The organism is Streptomyces polyasparticus, assembly GCF_014493765.1.
Lineage (GTDB): Bacteria > Actinomycetota > Actinomycetes > Streptomycetales > Streptomycetaceae > Streptomyces > Streptomyces polyasparticus.
The window spans coordinates 188,206-205,155 of record NZ_JACTVJ010000002.1; the positions used below are offsets into that span (position 1 = coordinate 188,206).

At 70.7% G+C, this 16,950-nt stretch carries 13 protein-coding genes; 9 read left to right on the plus strand and 4 right to left on the minus strand.

The annotated features are described in order from the left end of the window. The first annotated feature begins 65 nt into the window (after positions 1-65). On the plus strand, positions 66-1,193 hold the full coding sequence (mnmA, locus tag H9Y04_RS02915) for a tRNA 2-thiouridine(34) synthase MnmA (RefSeq protein ID WP_187812038.1): 1,128 nt from the start codon (positions 66-68) through the stop codon (positions 1,191-1,193). Between the two features lie 76 nt (positions 1,194-1,269). Here mnmA and H9Y04_RS02920 read toward each other — a convergent pair whose 3' ends face one another. The 3 genes from H9Y04_RS02920 to H9Y04_RS02930 all read right to left on the minus strand — a co-directional run bounded on the left by H9Y04_RS02920 (position 1,270) and on the right by H9Y04_RS02930 (position 3,119). Next, positions 1,270-2,100, minus strand: a complete 831-nt coding sequence (locus tag H9Y04_RS02920) for an alpha/beta fold hydrolase (RefSeq protein ID WP_236070549.1) — start codon at positions 2,098-2,100, stop codon at positions 1,270-1,272. A 76-nt stretch (positions 2,101-2,176) separates the two neighbouring features. Next, the gene (locus H9Y04_RS02925) at positions 2,177-2,509 is read right to left on the minus strand and encodes a DUF427 domain-containing protein (protein ID WP_187812039.1); all 333 of its coding nucleotides are present in this window, start codon (positions 2,507-2,509) and stop codon (positions 2,177-2,179) included. A gap of 64 nt (positions 2,510-2,573) precedes the next feature. Further along, positions 2,574-3,119 carry an LOG family protein gene (locus H9Y04_RS02930; protein ID WP_187812040.1) on the minus strand — a complete coding sequence of 182 codons (546 nt, stop codon included), beginning with the start codon at positions 3,117-3,119 and terminating at the stop codon, positions 2,574-2,576. Positions 3,120-3,233: 114 nt separating this feature from the next. Between H9Y04_RS02930 and H9Y04_RS02935 the strand changes: the two genes are divergently transcribed. The 8 genes from H9Y04_RS02935 to gatB all read left to right on the plus strand — a co-directional run bounded on the left by H9Y04_RS02935 (position 3,234) and on the right by gatB (position 15,563). After that, on the plus strand, positions 3,234-3,923 hold the full coding sequence (locus tag H9Y04_RS02935; protein WP_187812041.1) for an SDR family oxidoreductase: 690 nt from the start codon (positions 3,234-3,236) through the stop codon (positions 3,921-3,923). A 1,134-nt stretch (positions 3,924-5,057) separates the two neighbouring features. Next, positions 5,058-6,011 (plus strand): methionine synthase, encoded by a 954-nt coding sequence (locus tag H9Y04_RS02940; protein ID WP_236070568.1) that lies wholly within the window; start codon positions 5,058-5,060, stop codon positions 6,009-6,011. Between the two features lie 59 nt (positions 6,012-6,070). Beyond that, positions 6,071-8,263 carry an NAD-dependent DNA ligase LigA gene (ligA, locus tag H9Y04_RS02945; RefSeq protein ID WP_187812137.1) on the plus strand — a complete coding sequence of 731 codons (2,193 nt, stop codon included), beginning with the start codon at positions 6,071-6,073 and terminating at the stop codon, positions 8,261-8,263. Positions 8,264-8,510: 247 nt separating this feature from the next. Then, complete coding sequence (locus tag H9Y04_RS02950) at positions 8,511-10,622, plus strand: putative bifunctional diguanylate cyclase/phosphodiesterase (protein WP_187812043.1); 2,112 nt, start codon at positions 8,511-8,513, stop codon at positions 10,620-10,622. Positions 10,623-12,008: 1,386 nt separating this feature from the next. Continuing rightward, positions 12,009-12,305: an Asp-tRNA(Asn)/Glu-tRNA(Gln) amidotransferase subunit GatC gene (gene gatC, locus H9Y04_RS02955; RefSeq protein ID WP_016432511.1), complete on the plus strand. Its 297-nt coding sequence runs from the start codon at positions 12,009-12,011 to the stop codon at positions 12,303-12,305. A 6-nt stretch (positions 12,306-12,311) separates the two neighbouring features. After that, the gene (gene gatA / locus H9Y04_RS02960) at positions 12,312-13,805 is read left to right on the plus strand and encodes an Asp-tRNA(Asn)/Glu-tRNA(Gln) amidotransferase subunit GatA (protein WP_187812044.1); all 1,494 of its coding nucleotides are present in this window, start codon (positions 12,312-12,314) and stop codon (positions 13,803-13,805) included. A gap of 5 nt (positions 13,806-13,810) precedes the next feature. Beyond that, positions 13,811-14,041, plus strand: a complete 231-nt coding sequence (locus H9Y04_RS02965) for a hypothetical protein (RefSeq protein ID WP_187812138.1) — start codon at positions 13,811-13,813, stop codon at positions 14,039-14,041. Continuing rightward, the gene (gene gatB, locus H9Y04_RS02970; RefSeq protein ID WP_214660777.1) at positions 14,034-15,563 is read left to right on the plus strand and encodes an Asp-tRNA(Asn)/Glu-tRNA(Gln) amidotransferase subunit GatB; all 1,530 of its coding nucleotides are present in this window, start codon (positions 14,034-14,036) and stop codon (positions 15,561-15,563) included. The genes H9Y04_RS02965 and gatB overlap by 8 nt, the downstream gene beginning before the upstream one ends. Positions 15,564-15,626: 63 nt before the next feature. On the opposite strand, the gene H9Y04_RS02975 is transcribed toward gatB, so the two are convergent. Further along, positions 15,627-16,838, minus strand: a complete 1,212-nt coding sequence (locus H9Y04_RS02975) for an SMI1/KNR4 family protein (protein ID WP_187812046.1) — start codon at positions 16,836-16,838, stop codon at positions 15,627-15,629. Positions 16,839-16,950: the final 112 nt, after the last annotated feature.

The window sequence follows — 16,950 nt, forward strand, 5'->3', positions numbered from 1 at the left end:
ATTGATCTCCGTACAGACAAACGGGTGGAGGAGCCCCATTGGTTCCGGCTTACTCTTGAAGGGTTATGACTGAGACTCCTGCCGAGCCCCGCCGCCTCCGTGTCCTCGCCGCCATGTCCGGCGGGGTCGACTCCGCCGTCGCCGCCGCCCGCGCCGCCGAGGCGGGCCACGACGTGACCGGGGTCCATCTGGCGCTCTCGGCCAACCCGCAGTCCTTCCGCACCGGCGCCCGCGGCTGCTGCACCATCGAGGACTCCCGCGACGCCCGCCGCGCCGCCGACGTGATCGGCATCCCCTTCTACGTATGGGATCTCGCCGAGCGCTTCCGCGAGGACGTGGTCGAGGACTTCATCGCCGAGTACGAGGCGGGGCGCACCCCCAACCCGTGTCTGCGCTGCAACGAGAAGATCAAGTTCTCCGCGCTGCTCGACAAGGCGCTCGCGCTCGGCTTCGACGCCGTGGCCACCGGCCACTACGCGCAGGTGATCACCCGCGAGGACGGCACGCGCGAGCTGCACCGCGCCTCCGACATGGCCAAGGACCAGTCGTACGTGCTCGGCGTCCTGGACGACAAGCAGCTGGCGCACGCACTCTTCCCGCTCGGCGACACCGTCACCACCAAGGACGAGATCCGGGCCGAGGCCGAGCGCCGGGGGCTCGCGGTCGCCAAGAAGCCCGACAGCCACGACATCTGCTTCATCGCCGACGGCGACACCCAGGGCTTCCTCGCCGGCCGGCTCGGCAAGGCCGAGGGCGACATCGTCGACGAGTCGGGCGAGAAGGTCGGCACGCACGAGGGCGCGTACGGCTTCACCATCGGCCAGCGCAAGGGCCTCAGGATCGGCAGGCCCGCGCCGGACGGCAAGCCGCGCTATGTGCTCGACATCTCGCCCGTGAACAACACGGTCACGGTCGGTCCCGTGGACGCGCTGGACGTCACCGCGCTGACCGCGATCAAGCCCCGCTGGTGCGGCACCGCGCCCGTGGGGGAGGGCCGCTACACCGCCCAGCTGCGGGCGCACGGCGACGAGACGCCGGTGACGGCGGAGCTCGTGGACGGCGAGCTGCGCGTCACGTTCGACGAGGCCGTACGCGGTGTGGCCCCCGGCCAGGCGGTCGTCCTGTACGACGGCACGAGGGTCGTGGGCTCCGCGACGATCGCGACCACCACGCGCGCGACGGCGACGGTCTGAGCGGCGTCGGACCGAGCGGCCTCGGTCCGGTCAACTTCCTTCGTACGCCTGGGAGTTCACGTATCGACGTGGACTCCTAGGCGTTCGCATAGAACCCCGCGAGCACCGGCGCAAGCACATCCGGGTCCACCATGTGCGTCTGTCCCTCCAGGGTCAGATGCCGGCCCGCGCGCGCCGAACGGGCCACCAGGGCCGCCGAGCCGCCCATCCACTCGAAGCTGGCCGAACCGTTGACCACGAGCAGCGGGGCGTCGATCTGCGAGATCCGGTCGACCGGCACCAGGCTGTCGCCGAGCACCGCATAGTCGTACGCGATCGTCGGGGCGAGCGCCTCCCACTCGGCCCACAGGGGTGAGCGCCGCAGCTGCTCGATGATCTCGGGCGGCGCGCCCGTGCCCGAGATGAAGTGCTCGACGGCGGCGTCCCGCCGGTCGTCGGCGAGCAGCGCCCGCAGCCGGTCCGCCTGCTCCTGGCGGTCGGCGACCCCGATAGCGTCGAGCGTCAACGGCGGTTCGTACCCCGACACATGGGTCACCGGCAGCCCGCTCGCCGCCGCCTCGAAGGCGAGCACGGCGCCCGACGAATTGCCGTGCAGCGCCGCGCGCCCGCCCAGCTCCTCGATCAGCGCCCTGAGATCGTCGACCTCTCTGGCGACCGCGTACGGCAGGGTGTCACCGCTGTGGCCCCGGCCTCTGCGGTCGTACGTGACCGCGATGCAGCCCAGCGCCGCGAGCCGCTCGGCGAGCGGCCGGTCCTCCGTGGTGCCGGTGCACAGGGCCCCGCTGACGAGGACCACGACCGGGCCGTCCGAGCCGAAACGCTCGTAGGCGATGGGGGTTCCGTCGCGGGACAGAACTTTTCCAAGGGTGTCCATGAAGGGCAGACCGCGTCCGTCCGCAGAACTCATCGCCGTACGGAAAAAATCTTCGACTCGCCGTTCGGCCGGCCGCTCGACTCGCCGTTCGGCCGGCCGTTCCGGTCGCTCAACCAGCCGGGATTTCCTCGGTGTTGTAGAAGCAGAGGTGGTCCTTGATCCCCGCGACCTCCGGCTTCGGGTCGGGATAGGCCCAGACCGTGTCCTCCTCGCCCGGCAGCGACCAGTAGGACGCGGTGCCCTTGAACGGGCAGTACGTATGGGTCTCGGACGGGGTCAGAAGATCCGTGCGGACATCGGCGGCCGGCAGGTAGTAGCGCACGGGACAGCCGGTCTCGCGCAGTACGAGGGGGCGGCTGCTCTCGGCGACGACCTGGCCGTTGTGCACGACGCGTACCCGCTGGGTGCCCTGTTCGACGGTGATCGTGTGTCCTCGGGTCACTGCTGCTGCCCTCCTGGGTGTCCGGATCAGGTACAGCGCCGCCGGCGCCCGCGTTCTTCCCGGCTCAGGCGACGCCCCGGGACTCCTCCAGATACGCCAGCGCGCCCACCGGCTCCTCGGCGAAGAACACCAGCTCGGTGAGCGGGACCGGCAGGAAGCCCTCGTCCTCCATACGGCGGAACTGCTCCTTCAACCCGTCGTAGAAACCTGCGGTGTTGAGCAGGACGACCGGCTTCGTGGTCCTGCCGTGCTTCTTCAGCTCGAGGATCTCGGTGGCCTCGTCGAGCGTGCCCGTGCCGCCGACCATGATCACGACGGCGTCGGCCTTCTCCAGGAGCTGCGCCTTGCGCTCGGCGAGATCCCGCGTGACGACCATCTCGTCCGGTGCGGTCACCGGGCGCGCCTTCGCGGCGAGGAAGTCGACGGAGACGCCGAGGAGCCGCCCGCCCGCCCGCTGCACTCCGTCGGCCACGACCTTCATCAGACCGACGTCCGACCCGCCCCACACCAGGGTGTGCCCGCCCTTTCCCAGGAGTTCGGCGAACTCGCGGGCGGGGCCGGTGTAGCGCTCGTCCAGGTCGGCGGCGGAGAGGAAGACGCAGATGTTCATGCGTCAACCGTACGCCGGGCGCTCTGTGCCTTTCTCCGTACCCTGGGGCGCCGGGGCGGGCCTTACCCCGGGGTGCCGGGGCGGGCCTTTCCGCCGTGCTGGCAGCATGGCCCCATGGCTACCCATGTGATCACCGGAGCGGGCTCGGGCATCGGAGCTGCCGTCGCGCAGCGGCTGCACGCGCGCGGCGACGAGCTCGTACTGCTCGCCCGCAACGCCGGCCGCGCCAAGGAACTCGCCGACCGTTACCCGGGCGCGCAGACCCTCGTCGGCGACCTCGCCGAGCCCGACCGCCTCTCCTGGGCCTTCTCGCACCAGTCGCTGCCGGACCGCGTGGACACGCTCCTGCACATCGCCGGCATCGTCGACCTCGGCCCGGTCGGCGACCTCACGACGAAGATCTGGCGGCAGCAGCTGGAGGTCAACCTGATCGCCCCGGCCGAGCTCACCCGCCACTTCCTGCCCCAACTGCGCGTCACCCAGGGCCATGTGCTCTTCGTCAACTCGGGCGCGGGTCTCGCGGCGCACGCCGAGTGGTCGGCGTACGCCGCGTCGAAGCACGGCCTCAAGGCCCTCGCGGACTCGCTGCGCGCCGAGGAGAAGCCCAACGGGCTGCGCGTGACGACGGTCTACCCGGGCCGCACCACCAGCCCGATGCAGGCGAAGGTCCACCAGCAGGAGGGCAAGGAGTACGAGCCGTCCCGCTGGATCGACCCCGAGTCGGTCGCGACGGCGATCCTCACAGCGATCGACCTCCCGCGGGACGCGGAGATCACGGATCTGTCGGTGCGACCGGGGCGGTAGGTTCTGGCCCGCCTTGTCGTCTTTGGACGTGGGGTCCCGGTCCGCCTCGGCGTCCTTGGGTGCGGAGTTCTGGCCCGCCTCGTCGTTCTTGGGCGCGGAGTTCCGGCCCGCCTTGTCGTCCTCGGGCGTGGGGTCCTGGCCCACCGCGTCGTCCGTGGGGTTCTGGCCCGCCTCGTCGTGCCCTCGGACGTGAGGTCCTGGCCCGTCTCGGTGTTCATGGGTGCGGGGTTCTGGGCCGCCTTGTCGTCCTCGGGCGCGGGGTTCTGGCCCGCCTCGCCGTTCTTGGGCGCGGGGTTCCGGCTCGCCTCGTCGTGTCCTCGGACGTGAGGTCCTGACCTGTCTCGTCGTCCTTGGGCGCGGGGCCCCGGTCCGCCTCGTCGTCCTCGGGTGTGGGGTTCTGGCCTGTCTCGTCGTCCTTGGGTGCGGGGTCCCGGCCCCGCCTCGTCGTCCATGGGCGCGGGGTCCCGGCTCGCCTCGTCGTGTCCTCGGACGTGAGGCCCTGGCCCGCCTCGTCGTCCTCGGGCGCGGGGTTCCGGCCCGCCTTGCCGTCCTTGGGCGCGAGGTCTCGCCCGCTAGCGGGGTGCAGGGGGCGCAGCCCCCGCCTACGGTCGGCACCTGTGTGCGCGCCCAAGCCTCCTTCTTCCCCCACCCCGCCCCTTCCCGAAACTGGGGCGCTGCCCCAGCCCCCGCATCCGAACTTCGTTCGGATCTCCTCAAACGCCGGAGGGGCTTAAAGGTCTCCTCAAACGCCGGAGGAGCTTAAAGGTCTCCTTAAACGCCGGAGGAGCTGAAGGACCGACTCATGGGTTGGCGGGGCTGAAAGGTCGCCTCATGCGGTGGCGGGGCTGAAAGGTCGGCTCATGCGTCGGCGGGGCTGAAGCGGGGGTTGGGGCAGCGCCCCAGTTTCGGGAAGGGGCGGGGTGGGGGAGGGAAGGCCCGCTGCAGGCGAGCCCGCACCCCACGCGCCCGCACCCAACCCACCCGCACCACCCCCACCCACCCACCCGCCCGCACCCAACCCACCCGCACCACCGCCCACCCACCCGCACCACCCCAAGCCGCCCCACCACTTACCCTTCCGTGGTGAACGAAAAGCGCACCATCACCTGGGGGCCGGCCACCGGCGTCGGCTCGATGCCGGGCGGCGACGCGAGAGAGGCCGCCAAAGTCGCCACGGGCGCCGTGGAGAACTTCCCGTTCCTGCCGGAGCTCCCCGCCCGCGGCCCGGGCGCCGACATGATCGGCCGCACCCTCGGCCTCCTCGTCGAGATGTACGCACGGGTCGAGCCCAGCGGCTGGCGCTTCGGCGACCGCCCCGGACGCGACACCAAGCGCGCCTGGTCCTGGCTCGGCGAAGACCTCGACGCCCTGGAGGAGTTCACCCAGGGATACGAGGGCCCGGTGAAGATCCAGGCCGTCGGTCCCTGGACGCTCGCCGCCGCGGTCGAACTGCGCAACGGCGAGTCCGCGCTCTCCGACCCGGGCGCCTGCCGCGACATCGCCGGCTCGCTGCGCGAGGGCCTCACCCAGCATCTCGCGGACGTACGCCGCCGTATCCCCGGCGCCGACATCGTCCTCCAGCTCGACGAGCCCTCGCTCACGGCCGTCCTGCGCGGGCAGATCAAGAGCGCGAGCGGTTACCGCACGCACCGCGCCGTCGACCGCCAGCTCGTCGAGTCCGCCCTGCGCGGTCTGATCGAGGCCCACGACGGACCCTCGATCGTCCACACCTGCGCCCCCGACGTCCCCTTCGCGCTGCTGCGCCGCGCTGGCGTGGCCGGGGTCTCCTTCGACGCCGCACTCCTCACCGAGCGTGACGAGGAACCGATCGGCGAAGGCGTCGAGGCGGGCCTGAAACTCTTCGCGGGAGTCGTGCCGTCCACCGACGCCGCATTGTCGGACCCTGCCAGTAACGTCATGGGTGTCAGGACGCTGTGGCGCAGGCTCGGCCTGAATCCGGGCTTGCTCGCGGATGCGGTCGTGGTCACGCCGTCGTGCGGTCTCGCGGGGGCGTCGCCCTCGTATGCCCGCAAGGCGCTCGCCCACTGCGTCGCTGCGGCGCGCTCGCTCGCGGACAACCCTGAGTGACGGGGCCCGCGGTGACGACACGACAGACCAACGGGGACAAAGACGTGGGAGGACACACGATGGTCGGCTCGGAGCAGGCAGGCGGCACGTCATCGGTGCCCAGCGAGGCGCGCGAGCAGCACGCGCAGATCGCGGAGCAGGTCGAGGAGCACCGCTTCCGGTACTACGTCAAGGACCAGCCGGTCGTCAGCGACGCGGAGTTCGACAAGCTGCTCCGGTCGCTCGAGGCGCTGGAGAACGAGTATCCGGAGCTCCGTACGCCCGATTCGCCGACCCAGAAGGTCGCCGGTGACTATGAGACGGACTTCGCCACGGTCACGCACCGCGAGCGGATGCTGTCCCTGGACAATGCCTTCGACGATGCGGAACTGGCGGCCTGGGCCCAGCGCGTGGCCAATGACGTCGGCACCACCGACTACCACTTCCTGTGCGAGCTCAAAGTCGACGGGCTCGCCGTCAACCTCACGTACGAGAAGGGGCGGTTGACCCGCGCGGCCACGCGGGGCAATGGTCGTGAGGGCGAGGACATCACGCCCAACGTACGGACGATCTCCGACATCCCCGACCGCCTCAAGGGCGACCGCGTCCCGGACCTCGTGGAGATCCGCGGCGAGGTCTACTTCCCGATGGAGAAGTTCGAGGAGCTCAACGCGCGACGGCTGGCCGCCGGCCAGGAGCCGTATGCCAACCCCCGCAATTCCGCCTCCGGTTCCCTGCGCCAGAAGGACCCGAAGGTGACGGCCACGCTCCCGCTGCGCATGGTCGTGCACGGCATCGGCGCCCGCGAGGGGCTGGAGATCACCCGGCTCTCCCAGGCGTATGACCTGCTCAAGGAGTGGGGCATGCCGACGGCGCAGCACAACAAGGTCGTGGAAGACCTGGAAGGCGTACGGGAGTTCATCGCGTACTTCGGAGAGCACCGGCACTCCGTGGAGCACGAGATCGACGGCGTGGTCGTCAAGCTGGACGAGATCCCGCTGCAGGGACGGCTCGGCTCCACGGCGCGTGCTCCGCGCTGGGCGATCGCCTGGAAGTATCCGCCGGAGGAGGTCAACACCAAGCTCGTCGACATCCTCGTCGGCGTCGGACGCACCGGCCGTGTGACCCCGTACGCGCAGGTGGAGCCGGTCCATGTGGCGGGCTCCGAGGTCGAGTTCGCCACGCTGCACAATCAGGAGGTCGTCAAGGCCAAGGGTGTGCTGATCGGTGACACGGTCGTGCTGCGCAAGGCCGGCGATGTGATCCCCGAGATCCTCGGTCCGGTGGTGGATCTGCGCGACGGCAGCGAGCGGGAGTTCGTGATGCCCGCCGAGTGCCCGGAGTGCGGCACGGCGTTGCGCCCGATGAAGGACGGCGACATCGATCTGCGCTGCCCCAACGCGCGGACGTGTCCCGCCCAGTTGAGGGAGCGCGTCACCTACCTCGCCGGGCGCGAGTGCCTGGACATCGAGCTCTTCGGCGGAGTCGTCGCCGCCGCGCTCACCGGACCGCTGGAGCCCGCGACCCCGCCGCTGGTGGACGAGGGCGATCTGTTCGACCTCACGATGGAGGACCTGCTCCCCATCAAGGCGTATGTCCTCGACAAGGACAGCGGACTGCCCAAGCGCGATCCGAAGACCGGCGAGGAGAAGATCGTCACGGTCTTCGCCAACCAGAAGGGCGAGCCGAAGAAGAACGCGGTCGCGCTCCTGGAGAACATCGCGAAGGCCAAGGAGAGTCCGCTCGCGCGGATCATCAACGGGCTCTCCATCCGCCACGTGGGACCGGTCGCCGCCCAGGCCCTCGCCCAGCAGTTCCGCTCCCTGGAGCGGATCGAGCAGGCGAGCGAGGAGGAGCTGGCGAACACGGACGGGGTCGGCCCGACGATCGCCGCCGCGCTCAAGGAGTGGTTCGCCGAGGACTGGCACCGCGAGATCCTGCGCAAGTGGCGCGCGGCCGGGGTCCGTATGGAGGAGGAGGGCGGCGAGGACGAGGGGCCGCGCCCGCTCGAAGGACTCACCGTGGTCGTCACCGGCACGCTCGAACACCACACGCGTGATGGCGCAAAAGAGGCGCTGCAGACGCGTGGCGCGAAGGTGACCGGTTCCGTTTCGAAGAAGACATCCTTCGTTGTGGTGGGTGACAACCCCGGTTCGAAATACGACAAGGCCATGCAGCTGAAGGTGCCGGTTCTGAACGAGGAAGGCTTCGCCGTCCTGCTCGAACAGGGCCCGGAGGCCGCACAGGAAGTTGCACTTCCGGTACCCGAGTAGCGGTTGAAGGCCACCCGTTCGGCGCATACCAGATGCATACGGGTGGCCGGGTCGCATTCGGGCAACCGTGCTCGACCGCTGCCCGTGGAAGCCTTCTGCGGCCTACTGTTGAGGTGTGCGCCTGCCGTGTCCAGTTGCGGATGGGGCATCCCCCGCTCATCAGGAGTGCGGGAATGGGTTTCGGACGCGGTGACTTTTTGACAGGAGCCGCGTGGCGTGGGCACCGCCGGCTGTGAGAGGGACGGGAATGAAACCGACCGAGAGCGCCGATCCGGTGTCACGGCTGCCCGGGCTTTTGGTGCCCGCGCTGCCCACCGCCGTGGTGGCCGTCGCCGCGGTCGTGCTCGGCGCGGGTGTGTACAGCGCACTGACCGGGGCCCACGCGCTCTTCCCGGGTTCCACCGTCGGCTGGGCGCTCGCCGTGCTCGTCGGCGTGATCGTCGGCCATCTGGTCGCGCTCGGCCGTGAACGGTGGTGGGGCGGTACCGGTTCCGGTGCCGCCCTCACCCTTGCGGTCCTGCTGCTCTACGGCTGGGTCCCGGCCGGCATGGTCAGCCTCACCGTGATCATCCTGGTCGGCGCGGCCCGCAGACGGCGCTGGCGCCAGGGGCTCCTGCACGGCGCGGTCGACGTGCTCGGCATCGGTGCGGGCGCCCTGGTCATGGCGGCGTTCGGCGAGGTGCCGACCGTGGAGAAGCCCTGGACGCCCGAGGAGTGGGACCTGTGGGCGTTCCCCGAGGTCGCGCTGGTCGCGGGCGCCTATCTGGTCGTCACCCGTCTGCTGCTCTGGTACGTGCACGCCCCGCATGCCGCCGGACTGCCCACCGTCGCCCGTACGGCCATGGTCCGCCAAGGGCTCGTCGGGGTGGCGCTGCTCGGGATCGCGCCCCTGATCTGCGTGGTCGCCGTCGCGATGCCCGTACTGCTTCCGCTCTTCGCGATCCCGCTCGTGGCGCTCGACTCCACCCTGTGGATCGCGCGGGCGCGGGCCGAGGAGCAGTTGCGCGATCCGCTGACCGGACTGCCCAACCGGCAGTGGCTGTTGGAGCGGACCTGGGCGGCGCTGGACGATGCCGAACGGATGGGTGCGCGTTCCGCCCTCATCCTGATCGACCTCGACCGCTTCCGTTCGGTCAATGACACGCTCGGGCATCTCGCCGGTGACCGGCTGCTGCTCCAGATCGCCGACCGCCTCCAACTCGCCCTGCCGAAGGGCGCGGAGGCGGCGCGTCTCGGCGGCGACGAGTTCGCCGTCCTTCTTCCCACCTGCGACTCGACCACGACGGCCAAGCGCATCGCGCGCGTCCTGGTCGCCGAGCTCTCCTCGCCCCTCGACCTCGACGGCCTCACCCTCGTCCTGGAGGCGAGCGCGGGCCTCGCGGTCTATCCGGACCACGCACTCGACGCCGAAGGTCTGCTGCGCCGTGCGGATGTGGCGATGTACCAGGCCAAGGTGGACCGTACGGGCGTCGAGGTCTACGAGTCGAAGCGCGACTCCAACACCCCCGACCGGCTCGGCCTGTTGGGCGATCTGCGCCGCGCGCTCGACGCGGGCGACGTCGAACTGCACTACCAGCCGAAGGTCCGCTTCGACGGCCAGGTGGCGGGCCTCGAAGCGCTGGTGCGCTGGGTGCACCCCGAGCGGGGCAAGGTCCCGCCGGACGAGTTCATTGCGATCGCCGAGTCATCGGGGCTCATGCCCCACCTCACGGAGTACGTGCTCGACACGGCGCTCGCGCAGGTCGCGCGCTGGCACGCGCAGGGTCTGAAGGTCCCCGTCGCGGTGAACGTCTCGCCTCGCGACGTCCACACCCCGGGCTTCGCCGGTGCGGTGGCCGCGCGCCTGGCCCGGCACGGAGTGCCCGCGGGCGCCCTGCAGTTGGAGATCACGGAGCACGTACTCCTCGAGGACCCGCAGCGTGCGGCCGACACCCTGGCGGGCCTCACCGCCCACGGCGTCAAGATGTCCCTCGACGACTTCGGCACGGGCTACTCCTCCCTCGTCCACCTGCGCCGCCTCCCGGTGAGCGAGCTCAAGATCGACCGCTCCTTCGTGGCCCGCCTCGCGGTCGACCCCGAGGACGCGGAGATCGTCCGCTGCACGGTCGACCTCGCCCACTCGCTCAACCTCGTCGTCGTCGCGGAGGGCGTCGAGGACGACGAGACCTGGGAGCGGCTGCGTGACCTCGGCTGCGATGCGGTCCAGGGGTGGCTGGTCGCGGCGGCGATGCCGGCGGAGGAGACGACGGCGTGGCTCCTGGCCCGAGGCTCCCGTGGGTGGCAGCGCCCCGCCGAGCTCGAGGCGGGCCCGCCTCCGTCCGACGCGGGCGACGTCCCGTCCAGCTCGGTCGTTCCCTAAGCTCCGGCCTGCCGTCTGCCGCCGGCGCGTGCGGGTGGCTGCGGTGGCTCGGCGGCGTGCGTTCCGTCTGGGTTCCGGCGCCTGCGGGTGGGGCGCGGTTACCCGGGTGCGTTCCGCCTGGGGTTCGCAGCCGTCTGCGGGTGCGCTGCGCCTGCGGCGGGCGGATTTCCCCTACCCGCCCCTTCCCGAAACCGTGGGCTTCGCCCCCGGACCCCCGGGGTGGGTGGGCACCCAGGGTGGGTGGGCAAGCAGGGTGGGTGGGCACCCGGGGCGGGTGGGTCCCGGGGTGGGTGGGCAAGCAGGGCGGGTGGGCACCCGGGGTGGGTGGGTCAACGTGGGGCTGAGCCCCGGCTCTTGTGAGCACCCGGGTGGGTGGGCCTCTTTGGGGCTTCGCCCCTTGCCCCCTTGTCGCGCCTGAACGGCGCTCGTCCTCAAACGCCGGACGGGCTGGAGTTGGACGCTCCGTCCAGCGCACCTAGCACAGCCGGCGCACCTAGCACAGCCGGCGCACCCAGCACAGCCGGTTCACCCAGCACAGTCGGCGTGGGAGGCGCGAGTGCGCAGGCGGAGTTGGGGGCGCAGGGGGTGCGTGGGTGTTCACGGGGTTGGGGGTGCGGAGGGGCCCCGCCTGCAGCCGCACACCGGATGCTGGGGAGGCCCCACTCGCCTGCAGTCACGTCCCGCTGTGGCAGAAGCCCCTCGGCCCGCAGTCACGTCCTGCTGTGGCAGAAGCCCCTCGGCCTGCAGCCGCGCCCTGCTGGGGCTCAAGCCCCTCGGCCTGCAGCCGCGCCCTGCTGGGGCTCAAGCCCCTCGGCCTGCAGTCACGTCCTGCTGTGGCAGAAGCCCCCCGGCCTGCAGCCGCGCCCTGCTGTGGCTGAAGCCCGTCGGCTTGCAGTCGGGACCAGCTGTGGCAGAAGCCCCACCCGACCCACAGCCGGGACCCGCTGCGGCAGAAGCCCCCCAGCCCGCAGCCGCACACCGCTGGGACAGAAGCCCACCCGACCCGCAGCCGCGGAACCGGCCGGAGGGGACGGGGTGGGGTGCCTGGTTTTCGGGCGGTCCGTTAGCAACGACGCGAGTCCCTCGGTACCGGACCACATTGCCCGAAAACCAGGTACCCCACCCCGGCACCGCCCCAGAAGACGAACCGCAGGCGGCAAAGCACACCGACGGGAAGCAGGACACAAAGCGGCAGGCGGCAGGAAGCAGGGGGTCTGGGGGCAAAGCCGCCAGCGGGGGACCGGGGGGCGGCGCCCCCGTGAACGCCGTCGGAAGAGCACGCCGCGGCGGGCCCCGGTACGCCCCGGGGGAAACCGTTTCACGGGCAGGGCTCCGAGCCCCATAGGATTGCCCCAAACAAAGAACACGCACCCCGTGAGGATCCGCATGCCTGGCATCACGCGCGAGGAGGTCGCCCACCTCGCCCGGCTGGCGCGTCTGGAGCTGAAGCCCGAAGAGCTCGACCACTTCGCAGGCCAGCTCGACGACATCATCGGCGCGGTCGCCCGCGTCAGTGAGGTCGCCGACCAAGACGTACCGCCGACTTCGCACCCGCTGCCGCTGACGAACGTCATGCGCAAGGACGAGGTCCGTCCGTCGCTCACCCCCGAGCAGGCGCTCTCCGGCGCCCCGGCCCAGGAGCAGCAGCGTTTCAAGGTGCCGCAGATCCTGGGGGAGGACTAACCCACCATGACGGACATCATCAAGCTCACCGCCGCCGAGATCGCCCAGAAGATCAAGGACGGCGAGCTCACCGCAGTAGAGGTCACCGAGGCCCACCTGGCCCGCATCGAGGCCGTCGACGAGAAGGTGCACGCCTTCCTGTACGTCGACCGCGAGGGCGCCCTCGCGCAGGCGCGCGCCGTCGACGCCAAGCGGGCGGCGGGCGAGAAGCTCGGCCCCCTCGCCGGCGTCCCGCTCGCGCTGAAGGACATCTTCACCACCGAGGGCATCCCGACCACGGTCGGCTCCAAGATCCTCGAGGGCTGGATCCCGCCGTACGACGCGACCCTCACGAAGAAGCTGAAGGCCGCCGACGTGGTGATCCTCGGCAAGACCAACATGGACGAGTTCGCCATGGGGTCCTCCACCGAGAACAGCGCGTACGGCCCGACGGGCAACCCGTGGGACCTCACCCGCATCCCCGGCGGCTCGGGCGGCGGCTCCAGCGCCGCGCTCGCCGCTTACCAGGCCCCGCTCGCGATCGGCACGGACACCGGCGGCTCCATCCGCCAGCCCGCCGCCGTCACCGGCACGGTCGGCGTCAAGCCCACCTACGGCGGCGTCTCGCGCTACGGCATGGTCGCCTTCTCGAGCTCCCTCGACCAGGGCGGCCCCTGCGCCCGTACGGTCCTGGACGCGGCCCTCCTGCACGAGGTGATCGGCGGCCACGACCCGCTCGACTCCACCTCCATCGACGCCCCGGTCCCGCCGGTCGTCGAGGCCGCACGCAACGGCTCCGTAGAGGGCATGCGCGTCGGTGTCGTCAAGCAGTTCCGCGGCGAGGGCTACCAGGCCGGCGTCGTGCAGCGGTTCGACGAGTCGGTCGAGCTGCTCAAGGAGCTCGGCGCCGAGATCGTCGAGCTGGACTGCCCGACCTTCGACCTGGCGCTCTCCGCGTACTACCTGATCGCGCCCTCCGAGTGCTCCTCGAACCTCGCCCGGTTCGACGCCATGCGCTACGGCCTGCGCGTCGGCGACGACGGCACCAAGTCCGCCGAGGACGTCACCGCGCTCACCCGCGAGGCCGGCTTCGGCGACGAGGTCAAGCGCCGCATCATCCTCGGCACGTACGCCCTGAGCTCCGGCTACTACGACGCGTACTACGGCAGTGCCCAGAAGGTCCGCACCCTCATCACCCGCGAGTTCGAGGCCGCCTTCGAGCAGGTCGACGTCATCGTCTCCCCGACGACCCCGACGACGGCCTTCCCGATCGGCGAGCGCGCCGACGACCCGATGGCGATGTACCTCGCGGACCTGTGCACCATCCCGACCAACCTGGCCGGCAACGCCGCCATGTCGCTGCCCTGCGGCCTGGCGCCGGAGGACGGTCTGCCGGTCGGTCTGCAGATCATCGCGCCCGCCATGAAGGACGATCGTCTGTACAAGGTGGGCGCGGCGGTCGAAGCTGCGTTCGTCCAGAAGTGGGGACACCCGCTCCTCGAGGAGGCTCCGTCGCTGTGAGTGCCATGAACAAGGCCAAGGGATTCAAGAAGTCCAAGACCGGTACGTACCTGTCGATCGGGACCACCGCCTTCGGCGCGCTGAGCGTCATCAAGCAGGCGAGGAAGGCGCGCACCGAGCACGACACGCTCCGGCTCGTCGACGCCGCGGTCTCGGCCGCCGCGATCGTCACCGGCGTGGCGCTGCTCCTGCGTGAACTGAAGCGCCTCGGCGACGACGACGTCCTCCTTGGCTGAGAGGGAAAGTTTTACCGTGACCACCGAACTTCTGTCGTACGAGGACGCGTTGGCGTCGTACGACCCGGTCATGGGCCTTGAGGTCCATGTCGAACTCGGCACCAAGACCAAGATGTTCTGCGGCTGCTCCACGGAGCTGAAGCAGGACGCCAACTCCCAGACCTGCCCGACCTGTCTCGGTCTGCCCGGCGCGCTGCCGGTCGTGAACGAGATCGGCGTCGAGTCGGCCATCAAGATCGGCCTCGCGCTCAACTGCGAGATCGCCGAGTGGTGCCGCTTCGCCCGGAAGAACTACTTCTATCCGGACATGCCGAAGAACTTCCAGACCTCCCAGTACGACGAGCCCATCGCCTTCAACGGCTACCTCGACGTACAGCTGGAGGACGGCGAGATCTTCCGCGTGGAGATCGAGCGCGCCCACATGGAGGAGGACACCGGCAAGTCCACGCACGTCGGTGGCGCGACGGGCCGTATCCACGGCGCCTCGCACTCCCTGCTCGACTACAACCGCGCCGGCATCCCCCTCATCGAGATCGTCACCAAGCCGATCGAGGGTGCGGGCGAGCGCGCCCCCGAGGTCGCCAAGGCGTACGTGGCCGAGCTGCGCGAGGTCATCAAGGCGCTCGGCGTCTCCGAGGCCCGCATGGACAAGGGCCAGATGCGCTGCGACGTGAACCTCTCCCTGCGTCCCAACGGGACCAAGGAGTTCGGTACGCGTTCGGAGACGAAGAACGTGAACTCGCTGCGGTCCGTCGAGCGCGCCGCGCGCTTCGAGATCCAGCGGCACGCGGCGGTTCTGAAGGACGGCGGCAAGATCGTCCAGGAGACCCGGCACTTCCACGAGGAAGACGGCTCCACGACCTCAGGCCGTATCAAGGACAACGCCGAGGACTACCGGTACTTCCCGGAGCCCGACCTGGTGCCCGTCGCCCCCGCCCGTGAGTGGGTCGAGGAGCTGCGCGCCGGTCTGCCCGAGATGCCGCGCGTACGCCGCAACCGGCTCCGTGAGGAGTGGGGCGTCAGCGAGTTCGACATGCAGTCGATCCTCAACGCGGGCGCGGTGGACTCGATCGTCGCCACGGTCGAGGCCGGCGCCCCGTCGGACCAGGCCCGCAAGTGGTGGATGGGCGAACTGGCCCGCAACGCCAACGAGTCGGGCAAGTCGCTGGAAGAGCTCGACATCACCCCGGCGCAGGTCGCCCGGGTCTGCGAGCTCGTCGCCTCGGGTGACCTCAACGACAAGCTGGCCCGTCAGGTCATCGACGGTGTCCTGAAGGGCGAGGGCACTCCGGACGAGGTCGTCGACAAGCGCGGCCTGAAGGTCGTCTCGGACGACGGCGCGCTGACCACGGCGGTCCAGGAGGCCATCGCGGGCAACGCGGCCATCGCGGACAAGATTCGCGGCGGCAAGGTCGCGGCCGTGGGCGCGCTCGTGGGCGCGGTCATGAAGGCCACCCGCGGCCAGGCGGACGCGGCCCGCGTGAAGGAGCTGATCCTCAAGGAACTGGGCGTCGAGGGCTGACGGTTCGGTTGATCGAGGTGGGCGGCGCTCCGGGTTCAGGCTCGGGGCGCCGCCCCTTTCGTGTCAGCTCGGGTCGGGCGACGGCGTGTGGGGCTGGAAGAACATCACGTCCAGTGGGTCACGGTTGCGCGGGAGCCCACGGAACGCCTCGCCGTCTCCTCGGCCGCCGCGCAGCCAGTTCAGCAGGGTCTGCGTGAAGTTCCCGGGCAAGGGCGGTCCCGGTTCCGAGTGCCGTGGGTATACCGCGACGCGCCACTCGTCGGGATCACCCTCCGTGCACCAGCCGACCTGATCTCCGTCGATCGTCGACGTGAACGGCAGGAACCCACCCGGCTCGGGCCAGGTGGGCAGCGGCATGCCGTCCGGGTGTCCGCTCCTGAGCCGTCGATATCCGTCGAGCATCCAGCCGACCTCGGCGGCCAGCCCGTTCGGTTGTGGATCGAGAGGCGCAGGCAGGCGCAGCCACCAGCTCCAGATCCCAGCCCCGTACCGCTCCGAGAGCTGGATGAAGTCGGCCGGCAGCCGTGTGCCGATCCGCTCGAAGACCTCCTCCCAACTCCCCTCGCCCACATACGGCGTGAGCGGCGGCGGGACCAGCGCGAGCACGGCCTCCAGACCTTCCCCCCGCGTGAGCGCCGCGTGCTGCCGCGCGTCGGCGTGCACGCCGGGCGCCGGGGGAGCCCACGACCCCGCCCGCGCCAGCGGTTCGAACACCCGCACCTCGCGCCCGAGCGGCCCGAGCAGTCCGCCCGGCTCACCCGGGTTGGGCACCCCGCCACGTATCGCCGCCGACAGCAGCTCCAGGAGCGGCACCTCGTACGCGACCCACGGCTCGTCCACATGCGCCGCCACACGCGTGGTCAGCAGCACCACCGGCCACTCGTCCGGATCCTTCGACACCGACGTGTCCCAGAAGAGCTGGTCGCCCGACGAGGTCTCGCCGAAGACCAGCAGACCGCCCTCCCGCGGCAGGAACTCCCGCTGCTCCCGGGTGAACATGCGCGGACGTATCGCCGAATGCCGGTGCGTCTCCACCAGCCAGCTCCCGTAGTCGAAGCGCCCGTCCGAGCTCACGCACGGTCCGAGCAGCCGCACCCGGACACCCGCCGGATCCCCTATCTCCACCGGACCGTACGCCGAGAAGACCGCCTTGTAGTCGGCCGGCAGCGGGACTTCGAGCCAGGCCTCGACGGCCGCCCAGTCGACCGCGGGAGCGGGGGCGGGCGGCGGTCCGACGAGGGTGGCGAGTGCGGCGGCGGGTCCGGTGAGTTCCATGCGTACGAGCCTGCCAGCCGCCACTGACAACTCCACCGGCGGCCTTGGGCGTTCACCGACGACTCCACCGGGGGGCTTGGGTTGTTCACCGACGACTCCACCGGGGGCTTGG